The sequence below is a fragment of the Streptomyces sp. R41 genome, assembly GCF_041053055.1.
In the GTDB taxonomy this organism is placed as follows: Bacteria; Actinomycetota; Actinomycetes; order Streptomycetales; family Streptomycetaceae; genus Streptomyces.
Genome location: NZ_CP163443.1, coordinates 7516725 through 7534834, shown reverse-complemented (window position 1 = coordinate 7534834; position 18110 = coordinate 7516725). Strand labels below are relative to the sequence as shown.

The following is an 18110-nucleotide window of genomic DNA, read 5'->3' as shown; positions in this document are numbered from 1 at the left end:
CAGCCCCGTCGCCGACACCGCGGCCGCCGTCCTCACCACGGTGGTGCGCGAGGCGGGACCGCGCTCCGGCGCGATGGCCGGCGGCGTCGCCCGACTCGCCGTCGTGGACTGCGTCCTCATCGCCGTGGCGCCGGGCACCCCGCACCGGACCGAGGCAGTGCTGCGGGCGGCGTTCGACGCCGTCCGCGACCTGCGTATGGAAGGACAACCCCGTCGATGACCGATCGCACGACGACATCCCGGACCGAGATTCGTGGCTTTCGCGCAGGCGACGGCCCGCAGTTGGTGGAGGCGTGGCGCCGGAGCGCGCCGGCCGACTCGATCACCTCGGACCGCTTCCGCTCCCTGGTGCTGCTCGACGCCAACTTCGATCCGGAGGGGCTTCGGGTCGCCGTCGACGGCGACCGTGTCGTCGGCGCGGCCTACGCGGTGCGCCGTCTGACGCCGATGACCGGCACCGACCTGGAACCGGAGCAGGGCTGGATCCCGTTCTTCTTCGTCGACCCGGCCGCCCGCGGGCGCGGCCTCGGCCGCCGGCTGCTGACCGACGCGCTCGACTGGCTGCACCGCCACGGCCGCACCCGGGTGGACTTCTCCTCGTACACCCCGAACTACGTCCTCCCCGGCCTGGACGCCGAGGCGTACCCGGAAGCGGCCGGGCTCCTTGAGTCCCTGGGCTTTCGCACTCTGTACGAGGCGGCGGCGATGGACCGCGGCCTGGTCGGCTATCGCATCCCTGAGGACGTCGCGGGCCGCTTGGACGAACTGACGGCGCGGGGCTACCGGTTCGCCACCCCGTGCGACGACGACCTGGTGGACCTGTTCGCGCTCGCCGGTAACCACTTCGGCCCGGACTGGGCGTGCACGATCCGGGAGTGTCTGGCCGCGGGCACGCCGCTCGACCGGATCGTCGTCGCCCGGGACCCTTCGGGCCGCCTGGTCGGCTGGGCGATGCACGGCACGTTCGATTCGGTGGACGAGCGGTTCGGGCCGTTCGGCGTGCTGGAGGAGATGCGCGGCACCGGACTCGGCAAGGTCCTGCTCCACCTGGTCCTGGAGCGGATGCGGGCGCGCCGTGCGCACTCCGCGTGGTTCCTGTGGACCGGCGAGCAGTCCCCGGCGGGCCACCTGTACCGCAAGAGCGGTTTCACCACGACCCGGGTTTTCCGCGTGATGCGCCGGGAGGCCGCCGGATGACGCCGTCACGCCGCACCGGCGGCCTGAGCCGCCGTCACTTCGCGCTCGCGCTCCCCTCGGCGCTGCTCGCCTCCGGATGCGCCGCGCCGCACCAGGGCACCGGGCGGCCAGGGGATCCGATCGTCCTCACCCTGCTCTCCCACTACGCGAGCGGAGAGCTCAAGGAGGCCCTGCAGGGCCCGGTCGACGAGTGGAACGCCACGCACGACCGGGTCAAGGTGCGTACGAAGGCCGTCGAGTTCACGGACCTGCTGACCACGTTCATGGTCCGGCAGGCCGCGGGCCAGGGCGCCGACATCATCCAGCCGTACTGCCTGTGGAACGGCCAGCTCGTCCAGGCCGGCGTCCTGCGGCCCGCTCCGTCCGAGCACGCCGAGGAGATCACGCGCGGCTACGGCGAGGCCGCGGTCGGCGCCTCGTCGGTGGGGGGCAAGGTCTACGGCTACCCCACCGAGGTGCAGACGTACGCCCTCTACTACAACAAGCGGCTGCTGCGCGAGGCCGGCATCGACGGCCCTCCGCGCACCTGGCGGGAGCTGGAGGAGGCGGCCTACCGGACCGCCCGGCGGGACCCGTACGGCAACACGCTGGTCCAGGGGTTCGGGCTGTCGACCTTCGACGACTCCACCACCGTCGGCCAGACGCTCGCCCTGCTCAACGCCGCCGGCGGAAGGTTCGTCTCCGCGAACGGCAGGCGCACCGCCATCGATTCGCCGGCCGGCCGGGCCGTGCTCGATCTGGAGCACCGCTTCGTGGCCAAGGGCGCGAGCGACCCCGGCGTCAATGTCTACAAGGCGTTCGCGTCCGGGCAGGTGGCCATGGTGGTCAGCGCCGGCTGGTGGACCGCGAACCTGAAGGCCCTGATGGGCAAGGACTACGGCGATGTCGGCGTCGCGCCCGTGCCCGTCCCCGAGGCGGACGACCAGCGTGCCACGCTCTCCACCGGCTTCATGCTGGGGGTCAACACGGCCAGTGAACACCCGCGCGAGGCCTGGGAGTTCCTGCGCTGGCTCAACACCGAGAAGGTGAGCGTGAAGAGCCCCAGGAAGGGTGCGGCAGCGACCCGGATGAGCTCCCTGCAGGTGTCGGTCGGCTCCCTGACCGGCCGAGCGGACGACATGCGGACGCTCCTCGGCGAGGGCGGCGATCCGAACCTGCGTCCCTTCCTGGACGCGCTGGCGTACGCGGTGCCGGAGCCGAACGTGCCGGGCGCGCAGCAGGCCAAGTCGCTGCTGCGCAAGAACATCGAGGCGTTGTGGACCGGTCAGCAGTCGGTCGACGAGGCGCTGCGCACCACCCGCCGTCAGGTCGATCAGGAGGTGTCGCGGTCATGGTGAACACCCTGGCGCCGGAGACGACCGAGCGAGCGCACAGCCCGCGGTCCCTCGCGCCCGCCGTCGACGGCCCCGGCCGGCCCCGGCGCCGCCAGGCCCTCGTCGCCTATTTCTTCCTGGCGCCGACGTTGCTGTTCTTCGCGGTCTTCCTGATCCTGCCGCTCGGTTTCGCGCTGCTGCTGTCGATGTCCCGCTGGGCCGGGTTCGACCTCGGCGACATCGATCCGGTCGGCCTGGACAACTTCACCCGTCTCTTCGCGGACGGATCGACGTTCCTGGCGCCAATCCTCACCAATACGCTGCTGTTCGCTCTGGGCACCGTGGCCCTCGCGCTCGCCGGCTCCGTGCTCGTCGCCACCTGCATCGACAAGCTGCGGTTCCAGGGGCTGTGGCGCACCCTGTACTTCCTGCCGATCATCACGACCGTCGTCGCCGTCGGCAACGTATGGAAGTACATGTACGAGCCGGGCGGCCTCGTCAACGGCGTCCTCAACACCCTAGGACTCGGCTCGGTGGCCTTCCTCCAGGACCCGGACACCGCGCTGCCCTCGGTCGTGGTCGTCCAGGCCTGGGCCTCGGTCGGCTCGGCGATCCTCGTCCTGACCGCCGGGCTGAAGTCCATTCCCGAGTCGTACTACGAGGCCGCCGCGCTCGACGGCGCCGGGCCCGTCACCGTCTTCTGGAGGATCACGGTGCCGCTGCTGCGGCCGTCCCTGCTGTTCGTGTGCATCACCCAGTTTCTCACCGGCCTGCAGTCGTTCGCGCTGATCATCGTGATGACCAAGGGCGGGCCGGGTGACGCGACCAACGTGGCCGCGCTGGAGATGTACCGGCAGGCCTTCTCGTACGGCGACTGGGGCACCGCGAGCGCCGCCGCCTTCGTGCTGTTCGTGGTGGTCCTCATGGTCACTCTGGTGCAGTTGTGGTTCTTCCGGCGCAAGGGGGAGGACGTATGATCCGCCGCCGTTTCCCGTGGTTCTCGTATCTGCTGGTCGTGACCGGCGCCGTCCTCATGGTGGTGCCGTTCCTCGACATGGTGATGACGTCCTTCAAGGGGCCGGGCGAGTACGGCACGCTGCCCTACCGGTTCCTGCCGAAGGCGTTGGACCTGTCCAACTACCGGGCTGCGGTCGGTCAGCTCGATCTGCCGGTGCTCTTCCGCAACAGCGTCATCGCCACCGCCGTGATCACCGGCTCGGTGCTGCTCACCTCGTCCCTCGCCGGCTACGCGCTCGCCAAACTCCGCTTCCCCGGCCGGGACTTCATCTTCCGCCTCGTGCTGTCGACGATGATGTTCCCCCCGTTCCTCTTCCTCATCCCGCACTTCCTGATCCTGGTGCACTGGCCGCTGGCGGGCGGCAACGACCTGTTCGGACGTGGCGGCGCGGGCCTGACCGTCAGCATCGCCGCGCTCGCCATGCCGTTCCTCGTCAACAGTTTCGGGATCTTCCTGATGCGCCAGTTCATGGTCTCGATCCCGGACGAGGTCCTCGAGGCCGCGCGCATCGACGGGGCCGGCGAGTTCGCCGTGTGGTGGCGCATCGTGCTGCCGCAGACCAAGCCGGTCCTGGTGACGCTCGGGCTGCTGACCTTCGTCGACGCCTGGAACGAGTACATCTGGGCGCTGCTCGTCTCGACCGCCAACCCGGACGTGATGACCCTGCCCGTCGGCATCCAGCTCCTGCAGGACTACGTCGACCCGACCCGCACGATGCCCATCGTCATGGCCGGACTCGTCCTGAGCATCCTGCCGGTCCTGATCCTCTTCCTGCTGCTGCAGAAGTACTACATCCGCGGCGTCATGCTCAGCGGCCTCAAGTAAGAGCGAATCCATGACCGGCGCGAAAACGAAACAGGGAGGGGGGCTCTTGATGCCGGCCATCCACCCACGGCGGCGTGTGCATACGGCACGCCGACGTCGTCATACCGGGCGACATCCTGAGCTGGACCGTCCGTGCCCTGCTGATGCAGACGTTCATCCCCGTGATCGATCTTCCCGCCGAACAGCCGTACCTCGATAAGTTCACGTGTGCATACGACTGTTGGTGATGCGCACGTGACGGGGGTGGTCCGGATCGCCCGGAGTCGGATCCTTGTCCAGGTCCAGGTCCAGGACATGCCAGTCCCCCGGCCGATTCCCCGCCATACCGCAAGAAGAAGGGCATGATCAATAACCTCAGGGAGCAGAAGGTGCTCCCGCCACCAGGCGACTGAAGACAGATGGAAAGAATGTCGGCTATGGCGTCCAAGTGGGACTGGGAAACCGGCGAGGGCGTGTCGCATATCGACGACCCCGCCGAGGTTGACGCCGCCTTCGAACGGGGTGAGTGGCCTCTGGGTTCGGCAGTGATCGGGTTGGCCTTCAATGGTTCGCTGGAGGAGGCGTCGCCTCGGATTGTCCGGGCGATGCAGTTGCCGGACGTCGCTCAGCGCGGGTTCGCGTTCACCGCGGCCGGTGCCGCGGCGCGGATCAACGGCCGACTGACCCCCGAGTTGTACGCCGCGCTGCGCGCGGAGGGGCTCAAGAGCATTGCCGAGTACGCCATTAAGGACACCCTGGCCTTCGTGCCGTTCCGGCAGCTGCCTCCGCGGTTCAAGTGGTGGAAGGTTGTTTCAGAGGTGCGCAACAAGCTGGAAAGCTGGTGGCTGCGGTCCGGGGAAACGGTCGAAGAAGCCTGGCGGGCCCTACGCCGACGTCGCTGACAAGGGGAGAGTCTGGCATGGCGGCCGAGTGGGACTGGGAGCGCGGCGAAACCCTGCTGCGCGTCAACGACCCGGCCGATTGGGACGCGGCGTATGAACGCGACGAAAGATCTCTCGGCACGGCGGCCATCGGGCTGGCTTTCAACTGCACGCCGGCCGAGGCCTCGCCGCGGATCGTCAGGGCGATGCAGTTGCCGGACCGCGATCAGCGAGGGTTCGCGTTCACCGCGGCGGGTGCTGTGGCGCGACTCAACGGCGAGCTGACGCCGGAGCTGTACGCCGCGCTGCGCGTCGAGGGCCCCGGCGGCTTCGCCGAGAACGCCATCAGGGACACCCTGACCTTCGTGCCGTTCCGGAAGCTGCCGCCGTGGTTCAAGTGGCAGATGGTGCGGACAACCGTGCGGGACAAGCTGGAGTACTGGTGGATGCGGTCCGAGGACGCGGTCGGCGACGCCTGGCGGACCCTGCGCGGACGCCGCTCCTGAGCGGGTGTGCCCGTATGCGGCCGGTGTCCTGGGCCGAGAAGCCTGGATCCCAAGGGGCCCCTCTGGTCTCCTTGGTGATCTTGGTGCTGGTGGCACGCCCAAGTGCCAACCAAAAATCCTCGTCACCATGGCGACTGTCCCGTCAAAGCCCCGCGAGCGCGTTCCAGCGCTTGGCGAACTCCGTGCGTTCGCCGGACGTGATGTCGCGGGCGATGGCGAGCCGCCTGCGCATGGTGGCGTCGGGGAAGATCAGCGGGTCCTCGGCGAGGGCGGCGGTGTCCTTGTCCTTGGAGGAGGCGAGGACGTCCTGGGCCGCGGGGACGGGGCAGACGTAGTTGACCCAGGCGGCCAGCTCGGCGGCCACCTCCGGCTCGTAGTAGTAGTCGATGAGCTGCTCCGCATTGGCCTTGTGACGGGCCAGGTTGGGGATCATCAGCGACTCGGCCCACAGCTCGGCGCCCTCCTCGGGGACGACGAAGCGGATGTCGGGGTCGTCGGCCTGGAGCTGGATCACGTCACCGGAGTACGCCTGGCAGGCCAGGACGTCGCCGCTGGAGAGGTCCTTGATGTAGTCGTTGCCCGTGAAGCGCCGGATCCGGCCGTTGCGCACGTGCTTCTCGACCTGGTCGCAGACCTGGTGGAAGTCGTCCGCCGTCCACTTGGTGATGTCGACGCCGTTTCCCTGCATCAGCAGCGCGAACGCCTCGTCCAGGCCGGAGAGAAGGGTGACCCTGCCCTTGAGGTCGTCGGCCCACAGGTCGGAGACGTGCTTGATCTCGCGGCCGACCTTACGGCGGTTGTACGCGATGCCGGTGATGCCCGACTGCCACGGCACGGAGGACTTGCGCCCCGGGTCGAAGGCGGGCGAACGCAGCAGCGGGTCAAGGTACTTGGTGACGTTCGGCTGCTTGGCCCGGTCCATCTCCTGGACCCATCCGAGGCGGACGAAGCGCGCGCACATCCAGTCGCTGATGACGATCAGATCGCGGCCCGTCTGCTGGTGGTTCATCAGGGACGGGCTGATCTTCCCGAAGAACTCGTCGTTGTCGTTGATCTCCTCGATGTAGTCGACGGAGATCCCGGTGCGCTTCTCGAAGGCCTCCAGCGTGGGCCGCTTCGTGGTGTCCTTGTCGTCGGTGTCGATGTACAGCGGCCAGTTCGCCCACGTCAGCCGCTTGTCGCGGGCGGAGTGGTCGGCCCCGGCCCGGTCGCCGGGTGACACGTACGCGGCGGGCACCCCACATCCGGCCAGGGCGCCGAGCGCGGCACCACCGCCGAGGGCGCGCAGCAGGGACCGGCGGGACAGGGGCGAGGTCTTCCGAATCACTGGCACCCGGGCAGCATGCCGCCGCCGCCCATGGCCGGACAATGGACGCTGCGTCGAGCGGTCGTCCCGCGACCCGACACCCTGTCGATCAGTTGGCAGAGGGCTGATCAGGTCGTACGGCGCCCCATGGCGACCGGTGGCGCATGAGTCGGTGCGTACCTCGGGAGCGTCACCTTCACACTCAGGCCGCCGTCCGCGAGTGGCCACGCCTCGACCCTGCCGCGATGTGCGACGGTGACGGCCGCGACGATGGAGAGGCCCAGGCCCAGGCCGTCGCGCCCGCGGACCCGTTCGGCGCCGAGGCGGCGGAACGGCTGGAAGAGCCCGGTCACCTGGTCGGGCGGGATCACGGGACCGGTGTTGGCGATCCGCAGGACGGGCTGTCCGCCTTCCACCCCGGTCCACAGGCGGACCCAACTCTCCTCGCTCTCGGGGTGGTTGTGCCGTACGGCGTTGTCCGTGAGGTTGACCACCAGCCGCTCGATGAGCTGCGGATCCCCGAGTACGGGCGCGGAGTTGAGCTCGGCCTCGACCAGCCGCCCGCCCGCGTTCTCCGGCCGGCCTTCCGGCAGTCGCTCGCGGACGACCTCCGCCAGGTCCACGAACTCCCGCCGCTGAACCCCCTGTTGGCTGCGCGCCAGCGTCAGCAGCGCGTCGATGAGCCGTTCCTGCTCCTGGCCCGCGGCCCGCACCCGCAGACAGGCGGCTCGCAGGGTCTCCACGCAGGCGTCGGGGTCGGCGAGGGCGACGTCCACGATCGTCTGCTGGAGGGTGAGCGGTGTGCGCAGCTCGTGCGAGGCGTTGGCGACGAACTGCTTCTGCGCCTCGAACGCGCCCTCCAGACGCGCCAGTACGTCGTCGAAGGTGTCCGCCATCGCCTTGAGTTCGTCGTCGGGACCGGGCATCGCGAGGCGCTGGCGGAGATTGTCCGCGGAGATCCGCCGGGCGGCGGCGGTCATCGTGCGCAGCGGCGCGAGGACACGTCCGGCCATCAGCCAGCCGAGGGCCACCGACGCGAACGTCATCACGGCCAGCGCGATGCCCGCCTCGACCAGCAACTGGTGCAGCTGGTCGGCGCGCAGGGCCTCGGCGTACGTCGTGAGCGTGGGCGGATCGGGGCTGGGCGAGCCCGCACTCCCCGGCAGCCCCGGCCCCTCGATCGAGCTGATGGTCCCCGACGGCTTGGTCTGCGACGCCAGGAGGTAGGTGAAGCCGAGCAGCGCCGCCCCGGCCAGCATGAACAGCGCGCCGTAGAGCAGTGTCAGCCGCCAGCGGATGCTGCGCGGCCCGCGCAGGATCAACCACCGCCAAAGGCGTGACGCGTCCAACGGCCACCGCAGGCCGCGCAGCGAGTTCAACGGCCGACCCCGGCCACCCGGCGAGTCCAATGGCCAACCCCTTCCGCGCGGCAAGCCCACGGCCAACGCCGGACACCCGACGAGCCCAACGGCCAACGCCGGACACCCGACGAGCCCAACGGCCAACGCCGGACACCCGACGAGCCCAACGGCCAACGCCGGACGCCCGACGAGCCCAACGGCGAACCCGGAACGCCCGGTGAGCCCAACGACCCACGCGGCCTGCCCCATTGACGCGTCATCGGATCCGATACCCCGCCCGGTCCACCGTCTCGATCAGCGGCGGCTCCCCCAGCTTGCGGCGCAGGCGGCTCACCGTCACCTTCACGGTCTGGCTGAAGGGATCGGCCGCCTCGTCCCAGGCCCTCTCCAGGAGATCCTCGGTGGAGACGACGGCGCCCTGCGCGGCCAGCAGGAGTTCGAGCACGGCGAACTCCTTGGGGCTGAGGGCGAGTCCGCTGCCGCACCGGGTCGCCTGCCGCCGCGCCGGGTCGAGCCGCAGCTCGCCGCGGACGAGGACAGGGGGCAGCGCGGGCTGCGCACGGCGCGCCAGAGCCCGTATCCGCGCGACGAGTTCGGCGAACGCGAACGGCTTCGGGAGATAGTCGTCGGCGCCGAGCCCGAGCCCCGCGACCCGGTCGGCCACCGTCCCGGACGCGGTGAGCATCAGCACCCGTGCCCGGCTGTCACCCGCGGCCAGCGTCCGGCACACCTGGTCGCCGTGGATGCCGGGCAGATCGCGGTCGAGTACGACGACGTCGTAGCCGTTGACGTCGGCGCGCTCCAGCGCGGTGGGCCCGTCCAGGGCTAGGTCGACCGCCATGCCCTCCCGGCGCAGCCCGGCGGCCACGGTCTCGGCGAGCTCTTCGTGGTCCTCGACCACCAGCACACGCATGCCGGTCAGTGTGGCGGGCGGGCGGTTACACGGAGGTAAGGGCGACCGTTCCCGTGCCGTAACCGCCCGGGCGGTTACGTGAGTGGTGTCAGCACCACCCGCACACACCAGGAGGAACCCATGCGTGCTCTGGCGACCCGGTCGCAGCGGCTCGCCCTGGGCGTCGCCGTCCTGACGGCCGCCGCACTCGGCACGGTCAGCGCGACGGCCGCCCAGACGTCCGGCACGTCGACCGCCAAGTCCCACGAGACCGTCGTCTCCGGCGTGTCCGTCGTCCAGGAGAAAGGCAAGGGCAAGCACACCGCGCCCCCCAAGGGGACGGGCTTCGCGGTGGCGTACAAGCCGACCGCCAACGCGCCGGACGACCTCAACGCCGCGAACGACGACTTCGCCGCGTGCATGCGCGAGCAGGGCCGGTCGACCTTCCCCGACTTCCACGCCACCAAGGACGACGAGGGTCACGTCCTGCTGAACGTGAAGGTCACCGGCGGGGACTTCGACCCGACGTCGTCCGGCTACAAGAAGGCCCTGAAGGCGTGCGGCTCCATCCTGGAGAAGGTCGGCATCACCTTCCCGAACCCCGCCGACCTGCCGCCGCTGCCTAGGCCGGGCGAGGGCCCCGAGTCGGGCACGACCCAGCACATCAGGCCCGGAGAGCCCGGCACTCCCGGTAAGTCCGGCGCGCCTGAGCTGCCCTCCCTGACCAGCAGCATCGGCATCGAGAACGCCTGACCACCGCGGAGGGGGGAACACCGCGGCCCCGGACGGGATCAACTCCCGTCCGGGGCCGCGCGGTGCACGCCGTACGGACTACGCGTCCAGCGACGTCATCACGTGCTTGATGCGCGTGTAGTCGTCGAAGCCGTACGCCGACAGGTCCTTGCCGTAGCCGGACTTCTTGAAGCCGCCGTGCGGCATCTCGGCGACCAGCGGGATGTGGGTGTTGATCCACACGCAGCCGAAGTCGAGCGACTTCGACAGGCGCATCGCGCGCCCGTGGTCCTTGGTCCACACCGAGGAGGCGAGGGCGTAGTCGACGCCGTTGGCCCACTCGATGGCCTGGGCCTCGTCCGTGAAGGACTGGACGGTGATGACCGGGCCGAAGACCTCGTTCTGGATGATCTCGTCGTCCTGCTTGAGGCCGGAGACGACGGTCGGCGCGTAGAAGTAGCCCTTCTCACCGACCCGGTGGCCACCGGACTCCACCTTCGCGTGGGCGGGCAGCCGCTCGATGAACCCGGTCACCTGCTTGAGCTGGTTCGGGTTGTTCAGCGGGCCGTAGAGCACGTCCTCGTCGTCCGGCTGGCCGGTCTTGGTGTCGGCGGCGGCCTTGGCGAGCGCGGCGACGAACTCGTCGTGGATGGACTCCTGGACCAGGACGCGGGTGGCGGCCGTACAGTCCTGGCCCGCGTTGAAGAAGCCCGCCACCGAGATGTCCTCGACGGCCTTGGCGATGTCGGTGTCCTCGAAGACGACGACCGGGGCCTTGCCGCCCAGCTCCAGGTGGACGCGCTTGAGGTCCTTGGACGCCGACTCGGCGACCGACATGCCCGCGCGCACCGAGCCGGTGATGGACGCCATCGCCGGGGTCGGGTGCTCGACCATCGCGCGGCCGGTGTCGCGGTCGCCGCAGATGACGTTGAAGACGCCCTTGGGGAGGATGCCGCCGATGATGTCGGCGATCAGGACGGTGGAGGCCGGGGTGGTGTCCGACGGCTTCAGGACGACCGTGTTGCCCGCGGCCAGCGCCGGGGCGAACTTCCATACGGCCATCATCATCGGGTAGTTCCACGGCGCGACCTGGGCGCAGACGCCGATCGGCTCGCGGCGGACGATCGAGGTCATGCCCTCCATGTACTCGCCGGCCGAGCGGCCCTCGAGCATGCGGGCGGCGCCCGCGAAGAAGCGGATCTGGTCCACCATCGGCGGGATTTCCTCGGACCGGGTCAGCCCGATCGGCTTGCCGGTGTTCTCCACCTCGGCCGCGATGAGCTCCTCGGCCCGCTCCTCGAACGCGTCCGCGATCTTCAGGAGGGCCTTCTGGCGCTCGGCCGGGGTCTGGTCGCGCCAGGCCGGGAAGGCCGAGGCGGCGGCCGCCATCGCGGCGTCGACGTCCGCCTGTCCGGAGAGCGGCGCGGTCGCGTACGCCTCGCCGGTCGCGGGATTGACCACCTCCGTGGTCCGTCCATCGGCGGCATCGCGGAACTCTCCGTCGATGTAATTGCGCAGACGACGCAGCTCGGTGCTCACTGCCCGGCCCTCCTGTCGGATGTCCAACGACTCAGGTGTCCACTACCTGAGATGCCTGAGACCCCACCCTAATCCGTGCTCCCACGTTTTCAACACCCCCGATCACCCCAGAACTGCGAAATCCGCAAGACACGTACTCGTAAACAACGAATTTCATCGCTACGGCCTTGCGGAACTATCGAGACGTCGTGCACAGTGAGGTCGTGGCCAGTCGAAGCGCAGACCCCAGGGACTCCCGCGAGTCCAGGAACGGCGGTCCCCAGTTGGACGCCGTCTCCCTCGCCATCATCGAGCAGCTGCAGCAGGACGGACGCCGTCCGTACGCCGCGATCGGCAAGGCCGTCGGCCTCTCCGAGGCGGCCGTGCGCCAGCGCGTCCAGAAGCTGCTCGACCAGGGCGTGATGCAGATCGTCGCCGTCACGGACCCGCTCACCGTGGGTTTCCGCAGGCAGGCGATGGTGGGCATCAATGTCGAGGGCGACCTCGACCCGGTGGCCGAAGCGCTGACTGCCATGTCGGAAGTCGAGTACGTGGTGATGACCGCGGGCTCGTTCGACATCCTCGCCGAGATCGTCTGCGAGGACGACGACCACCTGCTGGACGTCATCAACAAACGCATCCGGGCCCTGCCCGGTGTGCGCTCCACCGAGAGCTTCGTCTACCTGAAGCTCAAGAAGCAGACCTACATGTGGGGAACCCGATAGCCGTGAGCACCAAGGACCTCAGCAAGACCGCGTACGACCACTTGTGGATGCACTTCACCCGCATGTCCTCGTACGAGAACGCGCCCGTTCCCACCATCGTCCGTGGTGAGGGCACCTACATCTACGACGACAAGGGCAAGCGCTACCTCGACGGTCTCGCGGGCCTGTTCGTGGTCCAGGCGGGCCACGGCCGCACCGAACTCGCGGAGACGGCGTTCAAGCAGGCGCAGGAGCTGGCCTTCTTCCCGATCTGGTCCTACGCCCACCCGAAGGCCGTCGAACTCGCCGAGCGCCTCGCGCACTACGCGCCGGGCGACCTGAACAAGGTGTTCTTCTCCACGGGCGGTGGCGAGGCCGTCGAGACCGCGTGGAAGCTGGCGAAGCAGTACCACAAGCTCACCGGCAACCACACGAAGTACAAGGTCATCTCGCGCGCGGTCGCCTACCACGGCACCCCGCAGGGCGCCCTGTCCATCACCGGCCTGCCGGCCCTGAAGGCCCCCTTCGAGCCGCTCGTCCCGGGCGCGCACAAGGTGCCGAACACGAACATCTACCGCGCCCCGATCCACGGCGACGACCCGGAGGCCTTCGGCCGCTGGGCCGCCGACCAGATCGAGCAGGAGATCCTCTTCGAGGGCCCGGAGACCGTCGCCGCGGTCTTCCTCGAGCCGGTGCAGAACGCCGGTGGCTGCTTCCCGCCGCCGCCCGGCTACTTCCAGCGCGTGCGCGAGATCTGCGACCAGTACGACGTGCTGCTCGTCTCGGACGAGGTCATCTGCGCCTTCGGCCGCCTCGGCACGATGTTCGCCTGCGACAAGTTCGGCTACATCCCGGACATCATCACCTGCGCCAAGGGCATGACCTCGGGCTACTCCCCGATCGGTGCCACCATCGTCTCGGACCGCATCGCCGAGCCGTTCTACAAGGGCGACAACACCTTCCTGCACGGCTACACCTTCGGCGGCCACCCGGTCTCCGCGGCCGTGGCGCTCACCAACCTCGACATCTTCGAGCGCGAGGGCCTCAACCAGCACGTGCTGGACAACGAGGGCGCCTTCCTCTCCACGCTGCAGAAGCTGCACGACCTGCCGATCGTCGGCGACGTCCGCGGCAATGGCTTCTTCTACGGCATCGAGCTGGTGAAGGACAAGGCCACCAAGGAGACCTTCACGGACGAGGAGTCGGAGCGCGTGCTCTACGGCTTCGTCTCCAAGAAGCTCTTCGAGTACGGCCTCTACTGCCGCGCCGACGACCGCGGTGACCCGGTCATCCAGCTGTCGCCGCCGCTGATCTCCGACCAGTCGACCTTCGACGAGATCGAGGGGATCATCCGTCAGGTGCTGACGGAGGCGTGGACGAAGCTGTAGTCCGCTCCAGGAAGCTCCGCTCTTTCGTCCGACTGATCAACACCGCCCCGGTGCCGCCCGTTCGAGTGAGAATGGGCGGCCCGGGGCCGCGTGCTGTCCGGCCTCCCGGCCCCGACTCCCTAGCGTGCGCAGTGACCGATCGGCCCTGCCTTCGTTCCCCCGACCGGGGGACTGAGCGACCTTTCCGAGGCCGCTCGGGCAGCGCAAATCAGATCTGAACCGAGGTGTACGCGATGGTGGCCCCGCCGGACAACGACGTGCTCTGGGCACGCGCTCTGCACGTCAAGCACAACGGCTCGCCCGCGCTCAGTGGTGTCTCGCTCGGCATCCGCGACGGCGAGATCCTGGCTGTCGGAGGCCCGCGCGGCAGCGGCAAGACGACCCTGCTCCAGTGCCTGTCGGGCCAGCTGCTGCCCCAGCAGGGCGAGGTCTGGTTCAACAGCACACCCGTGCACACCATGGGCCCGCTCACCCGCGAACGGCTGCGCCGCGACCGCTTCGGCTGGATCGACCCGGCCCCGGTCCTGGTCCCCGAGCTGAACGCCTGGGAGAACGCCGCGCTGCCGCTGATGCTGCGCGGCTGCGCACGCCGCGCCGCCAAGACCGCGGCGCTCGAGTGGCTGGAGCGCCTCGACATCGGCGGCTGCGCCCGCAAGCGCCCGCACGCCCTGCTGCAGGCCGAGCGGCAGCGCGTCGCCATCGCCCGCGCCCTGGTCCCCTCCCCGACCGTGCTCTTCGCCGACGAGCCGACCGCCCCGCTGCACCGCGCCGACCGTGCCCATGTGCTGCGCACGCTCACCACGGCGGCACGCTCGCACGGCATCACGGTCGTCCTCGCCACGCACGACGCGGACACCGCGGCGCTCGCCGACCGCACGGTGTCACTGCTCGACGGACGACGCGTGAACACCGTCCACCTGCCCCCGGTCGCGGAGACGGAAGGCCGGGCCGCGTGCTCGCTCTCCGCCTAGCCCGCGGGGCCCAGCCCCTCGTCCAGCTCCGCCGGCTCCTGGTCGCCGCCGCGTCCGGGGGCACCGGCTTCCTGCTGCTGTGCACGCTGGGATACGCGATGGCGCATCCGGACGCCTCGGCCGCCAGCGTCCTGCGCCTGGCGTGGTGCGTCGCCCCGCTCGCCGCCACGGTGTACTTCGCGGTAGCGGTCGCCCGCACCGACCCAGGTACCCGCCCCCGCCCCGGCCTCTCGGCCATCGGCCTCGGCCCGGGCCGCCTGATGGCCGTCTCCGCGGTCACCACGGCCCTCTCCACCACCCTGGGCTCGCTGCTGGCCCTGCTCTTCTTCCTGCATCTGCGCGGCGATCTGACGGGCATGCCGTTCGACGGCGCGGCGGCGGAGTTCCTCGCCGCCGACCAGTCCCTTCCCCTGCCGGCGGCGCTCACCCTGCTCACCCTGGTCCCGATCGCGGCCTCCGTGACGGTGGCGCTGGTCCTGCGGCCGCGGGGCGGGAAGCCGCAGGGCGCCGTGTGGTCGTACGGCCGCACCTGGCTCACGGCACGGCAGAGCGCGACGCGCCATGCCACCGGACGCGGGGCCAGGCAGGGCGGGCGCCACGCGGGCGGCGGTCGCGGCGCGTCCGGTCCCGCCGAGGCGGCCGCTGTCGCCGACGGCCACGTGCACGCGGGTGCGTACGGCGGCAGTGACGCCGTCGGGGCTCCGGGCGCGCGCTCCGACGCGCACGGGCGCGAGGGCCACGGAGTCCACGAGGACGCGGCTGCGTACGCCGGTGGCGAGGCCCACCGAAGCCAGGGCACCGGCACCCGCGACCTGTCCGGCACCGATGGCGACGCCGCCGCCCTCGACCGCTCCGACTTCCACTGGACAGCGGAGGCGTACGCCGCGGGAGACGCCCACCAGGACGACTCCTCCGGCGTCCGCCCGGACGCCCTCGCACACCGGCACACGGCCGCCGCCGACCGGTCCGGCGACCCGACCCCGTACGACGTATCCGACGCGTTCGGCCGCCCCGTGCACGCGGGCCGGCGCACCGCCCCCGAGCCGGACCCCCGCCGGCTCCCACCCCCGGAGTCCACCCCGAGCGGCCTCCCCTGGGGCGCGGCCGCGCTCGCGGCAGGCCTCGCCGTGGAGACGTACGCGAGCCGCTCGGGCCGCCCGGCTCCCGGGCTCGCGCTGCCCGGCGGTTTCGTGGGCGGTCCGGGCGGGGTCCTGGTCGGCTGGGTGCTGACAGCGGTCGGCCTGGCACTGGCGGGGCCGGCGATCACGTATCTGTGCGGACGGCTGCTCCAGGCCGTACGGCCGGGCGCGCTGCGACTGCTCGCCGGGCGGGTGCTGCAGGCGGAGTCACGGCGCATCGGGCAGCCGCTCGGCGTGGTGTGCGCGGTGGCGTCGGGCGGCTACGCCATGGCGACGCTGTACACGGGCGCGCGCCCCGACTTCGGGCCGCTGACCACCCTCGGCGCCCTGCTGGTCGCGGGGTGCACGCTGCTGACCCTGCTCACGGCCGCCGTCGAGGCGAAGCAGGCGCGCGCGGACACCACGGCGGCACTGCTGCGGCTCGGGGCGCCCACCACGATGCTCCGTGGCGCCGTGGCTCTGCGCGTGGGCGCGCTGCTCGCCCTGTTCGGCCCGCTGACCTGGGCGGTCGCCGAGCTGGCCGCGCTTCCCCTGGTCAACTGAACCTCGTACGAGAAGAGTCCGCCGAACCGGGTACGAAAAACTCGCTCCGAGCGATGAGTTCCGCGGGGACCCCCGGTCTACCCCTCCGAACAGCACATCACCGACGGGAGACCTCAGATGTACCAGCAGATGATCTTCGTGAACCTGCCCGTGGCCGACGTCGACACCTCGAAGAAGTTCTTCACGGAGCTCGGCTACACGATCAACCCGCAGTTCACGACGGACGACTGCGCCTGCGTGGTGATCAGCGACACGATCATCGCGATGATGCTGAGCAAGCAGCGCTACGCGGACTTCACCAAGAAGCCGATCGCGGACGCGACGAAGACCAGCGAGGTGCTGCTGTGTCTGAGCGCCGAGAGCCGCGAGAAGGTCGACGAACTGGTCGACGGCGCGATCGCGGCGGGCGGCACGGCCACCGGCGAGACCCAGGACCACGGCTTCATGTACGGCCGCGCCTTCGACGACCCGGACGGCCACACCTGGGAGGTCATGTGGATGGACCCGGCGGCGGTCCAGGGCTGATCCCCGGCCGGCACGGTACGGGGCGCGGCGCGGGCGCGGGGCCCGGCCGGGCGCGCGGTACGGGGGTCCGCGCGTCCGCGTCGGGCGCCGCGCCTAGCATGGGCGGGTGCAGCCGACACCTCTCCACGCATCCCACGACCGTGAGATCGAGTCCCTCGCCGAATTCGACGAGGTCGTCTCGGCGGGCGGCTCGCTCGCCCAATTCCGTGTCCAGGCAGTAGATCTGACGGACCGTACAGCCGAGCTGCTGTCCGTGAACACCGCGGGCGCGGTCTTCCTCGGCTGCCCGATGGACCCCGAGGCAGCGGCGAAGGTCAGGGCCGCGGGCGCGCTGGTCTTCCCGCCCGTGCCAGGACTGCCCTTCGACCCGTACCGGGGCCTGCTCTACTCCCCCGACGAGCTCTTCGAATCCCTCGACGCGGGCTACGAGGCGACGCCGGACGCCCGCGCGTACGCCTGGTTCCAGCAGACCAAGGCCGACGGGGACATATTCGCGTCGATGCTGCGCGCGATCCACGACGACTCCGTCTCGGACGCGCTCGACGAACTCCTCATCGGCGCCCGGGTGGTCGGCGTGATGGGCGGCCACGCGATGGCGCGCGGCACACAGGCGTACGAGGGTGCCGCCCGCCTCGGCCGCGAGCTGGCGCGCGCCGGTTTCACGGTCGCCACCGGCGGCGGCCCGGGCGCGATGGAGGCGGCGAACCTCGGCGCGTACGCGGCGCCCTTCGAGGACGAGATGCTCACCGAGTCCCTCCACATCCTCGCCAAGGCACCGTCGTTCGCCCCCTCGGTGACCGACTGGGCACGCGCCGCCTTCGACGTACGGGAGCGCTGGCCCTCCGGTGGTCCCTCGGTCGGCATCCCCACCTGGTTCTACGGTCACGAGCCGCCGAACGCCTTCGCCGAGCACATCGCCAAGTACTTCGCCAACGCGACCCGCGAGGACGGCCTGCTGGCCCGCTCGAACGCGGGCGTCGTCTTCCTGCCGGGCGCCGCCGGGACCGTACAGGAGATATTCGACAACGCGACCCCCAACTACTACGAGTCCCGTGGCGAACCCACCCCCATGGTCCTGGTGAACCGAGCGCATTGGACCGAAAAACATCCCACGTGGCCGCTTCTCCAGTCGCTGGCCCGGGAGCGTTCCATGGAGTCTCGAATCGCCCTGGTTGACCGGATCGAGGACGCTCCGGAGGCGCTCAAACGTCTCGGAGGTTAATGACAAGGCAAAGCCAACGGTCGTGCAGGGCATATGCATTGACAGTCCTTAGGCGGCGCTTATAAACCTGTGAGACTCCTGGGGGTGCTG

General features: G+C 70.3%; 19 protein-coding genes. 14 read left to right on the top strand and 5 right to left on the bottom strand.

The annotated features are described in order from the left end of the window. Positions 1 to 40: 40 nt before the first annotated feature. Genes AB5J53_RS34450 through AB5J53_RS34430 form a run of 5 tightly spaced genes read left to right on the top strand, consistent with a single transcriptional unit; the run spans position 41 to position 4353 of the window. A complete protein-coding gene (locus AB5J53_RS34450; RefSeq protein ID WP_369249503.1) occupies positions 41 to 220 on the top strand; it encodes a hypothetical protein in 180 nt (59 codons plus the stop codon). Beyond that, the gene (locus AB5J53_RS34445) at positions 217 to 1197 is read left to right on the top strand and encodes a GNAT family N-acetyltransferase (protein WP_369249502.1); all 981 of its coding nucleotides are present in this window, start codon (positions 217 to 219) and stop codon (positions 1195 to 1197) included. The genes AB5J53_RS34450 and AB5J53_RS34445 overlap by 4 nt, the downstream gene beginning before the upstream one ends. Then, positions 1194 to 2534: an ABC transporter substrate-binding protein gene (locus tag AB5J53_RS34440; RefSeq protein ID WP_369249501.1), complete on the top strand. Its 1341-nt coding sequence runs from the start codon at positions 1194 to 1196 to the stop codon at positions 2532 to 2534. Before AB5J53_RS34445 ends, AB5J53_RS34440 begins: the two co-directional genes overlap by 4 nt. After that, the gene (locus tag AB5J53_RS34435) at positions 2528 to 3487 is read left to right on the top strand and encodes a carbohydrate ABC transporter permease (RefSeq protein ID WP_369249500.1); all 960 of its coding nucleotides are present in this window, start codon (positions 2528 to 2530) and stop codon (positions 3485 to 3487) included. Before AB5J53_RS34440 ends, AB5J53_RS34435 begins: the two co-directional genes overlap by 7 nt. After that, positions 3484 to 4353 (top strand): carbohydrate ABC transporter permease, encoded by an 870-nt coding sequence (locus tag AB5J53_RS34430; protein WP_369249499.1) that lies wholly within the window; start codon positions 3484 to 3486, stop codon positions 4351 to 4353. The genes AB5J53_RS34435 and AB5J53_RS34430 overlap by 4 nt, the downstream gene beginning before the upstream one ends. A gap of 201 nt (positions 4354 to 4554) precedes the next feature. Here the strand turns inward: AB5J53_RS34430 and AB5J53_RS34425 are convergent, their stop codons facing one another. Then, positions 4555 to 4677, bottom strand: coding sequence for a hypothetical protein (locus tag AB5J53_RS34425; protein WP_369249498.1), 123 nt, complete (start codon positions 4675 to 4677; stop codon positions 4555 to 4557). Positions 4678 to 4769: 92 nt separating this feature from the next. Between AB5J53_RS34425 and AB5J53_RS34420 the strand changes: the two genes are divergently transcribed. Next, positions 4770 to 5234, top strand: a complete 465-nt coding sequence (locus AB5J53_RS34420) for a hypothetical protein (protein ID WP_369249497.1) — start codon at positions 4770 to 4772, stop codon at positions 5232 to 5234. Between the two features lie 17 nt (positions 5235 to 5251). Beyond that, entirely contained in the window at positions 5252 to 5719 is a 468-nt protein-coding gene (locus AB5J53_RS34415; protein ID WP_369249496.1) for a hypothetical protein, read from the top strand. Positions 5720 to 5861: 142 nt separating this feature from the next. Here the strand turns inward: AB5J53_RS34415 and AB5J53_RS34410 are convergent, their stop codons facing one another. From AB5J53_RS34410 to AB5J53_RS34400, 3 genes are all read right to left on the bottom strand, one after another. After that, positions 5862 to 7052 carry a spermidine/putrescine ABC transporter substrate-binding protein gene (locus AB5J53_RS34410; RefSeq protein WP_369249495.1) on the bottom strand — a complete coding sequence of 397 codons (1191 nt, stop codon included), beginning with the start codon at positions 7050 to 7052 and terminating at the stop codon, positions 5862 to 5864. 101 nt (positions 7053 to 7153) lie between these two features. Then, the gene (locus AB5J53_RS34405; RefSeq protein WP_369249494.1) at positions 7154 to 8404 is read right to left on the bottom strand and encodes a sensor histidine kinase; all 1251 of its coding nucleotides are present in this window, start codon (positions 8402 to 8404) and stop codon (positions 7154 to 7156) included. Between the two features lie 238 nt (positions 8405 to 8642). Beyond that, the gene (locus tag AB5J53_RS34400) at positions 8643 to 9299 is read right to left on the bottom strand and encodes a response regulator transcription factor (protein ID WP_369249493.1); all 657 of its coding nucleotides are present in this window, start codon (positions 9297 to 9299) and stop codon (positions 8643 to 8645) included. Positions 9300 to 9419: 120 nt separating this feature from the next. On the opposite strand from AB5J53_RS34400, the gene AB5J53_RS34395 reads away from it, so the two are divergent. Beyond that, positions 9420 to 10031, top strand: coding sequence for a hypothetical protein (locus tag AB5J53_RS34395; protein ID WP_369249492.1), 612 nt, complete (start codon positions 9420 to 9422; stop codon positions 10029 to 10031). A gap of 78 nt (positions 10032 to 10109) precedes the next feature. On the opposite strand, the gene AB5J53_RS34390 is transcribed toward AB5J53_RS34395, so the two are convergent. Then, positions 10110 to 11549 (bottom strand): gamma-aminobutyraldehyde dehydrogenase, encoded by a 1440-nt coding sequence (locus tag AB5J53_RS34390; protein WP_369249491.1) that lies wholly within the window; start codon positions 11547 to 11549, stop codon positions 10110 to 10112. A gap of 188 nt (positions 11550 to 11737) precedes the next feature. On the opposite strand from AB5J53_RS34390, the gene AB5J53_RS34385 reads away from it, so the two are divergent. The 6 genes from AB5J53_RS34385 to AB5J53_RS34360 all read left to right on the top strand — a co-directional run bounded on the left by AB5J53_RS34385 (position 11738) and on the right by AB5J53_RS34360 (position 18020). After that, positions 11738 to 12253, top strand: a complete 516-nt coding sequence (locus AB5J53_RS34385; protein WP_369249490.1) for an Lrp/AsnC family transcriptional regulator — start codon at positions 11738 to 11740, stop codon at positions 12251 to 12253. Further along, positions 12238 to 13620 carry an aspartate aminotransferase family protein gene (locus AB5J53_RS34380; RefSeq protein WP_369249489.1) on the top strand — a complete coding sequence of 461 codons (1383 nt, stop codon included), beginning with the start codon at positions 12238 to 12240 and terminating at the stop codon, positions 13618 to 13620. Before AB5J53_RS34385 ends, AB5J53_RS34380 begins: the two co-directional genes overlap by 16 nt. A gap of 233 nt (positions 13621 to 13853) precedes the next feature. Further along, positions 13854 to 14591 (top strand): ABC transporter ATP-binding protein, encoded by a 738-nt coding sequence (locus AB5J53_RS34375; protein WP_369249488.1) that lies wholly within the window; start codon positions 13854 to 13856, stop codon positions 14589 to 14591. Next, on the top strand, positions 14573 to 16273 hold the full coding sequence (locus tag AB5J53_RS34370) for a hypothetical protein (protein ID WP_369249487.1): 1701 nt from the start codon (positions 14573 to 14575) through the stop codon (positions 16271 to 16273). Before AB5J53_RS34375 ends, AB5J53_RS34370 begins: the two co-directional genes overlap by 19 nt. A 117-nt stretch (positions 16274 to 16390) precedes the next feature. Further along, complete coding sequence (locus tag AB5J53_RS34365; RefSeq protein WP_369249486.1) at positions 16391 to 16798, top strand: VOC family protein; 408 nt, start codon at positions 16391 to 16393, stop codon at positions 16796 to 16798. Between the two features lie 106 nt (positions 16799 to 16904). Continuing rightward, a complete protein-coding gene (locus AB5J53_RS34360) occupies positions 16905 to 18020 on the top strand; it encodes an LOG family protein (protein WP_369249485.1) in 1116 nt (371 codons plus the stop codon). Positions 18021 to 18110 lie beyond the last annotated feature (90 nt).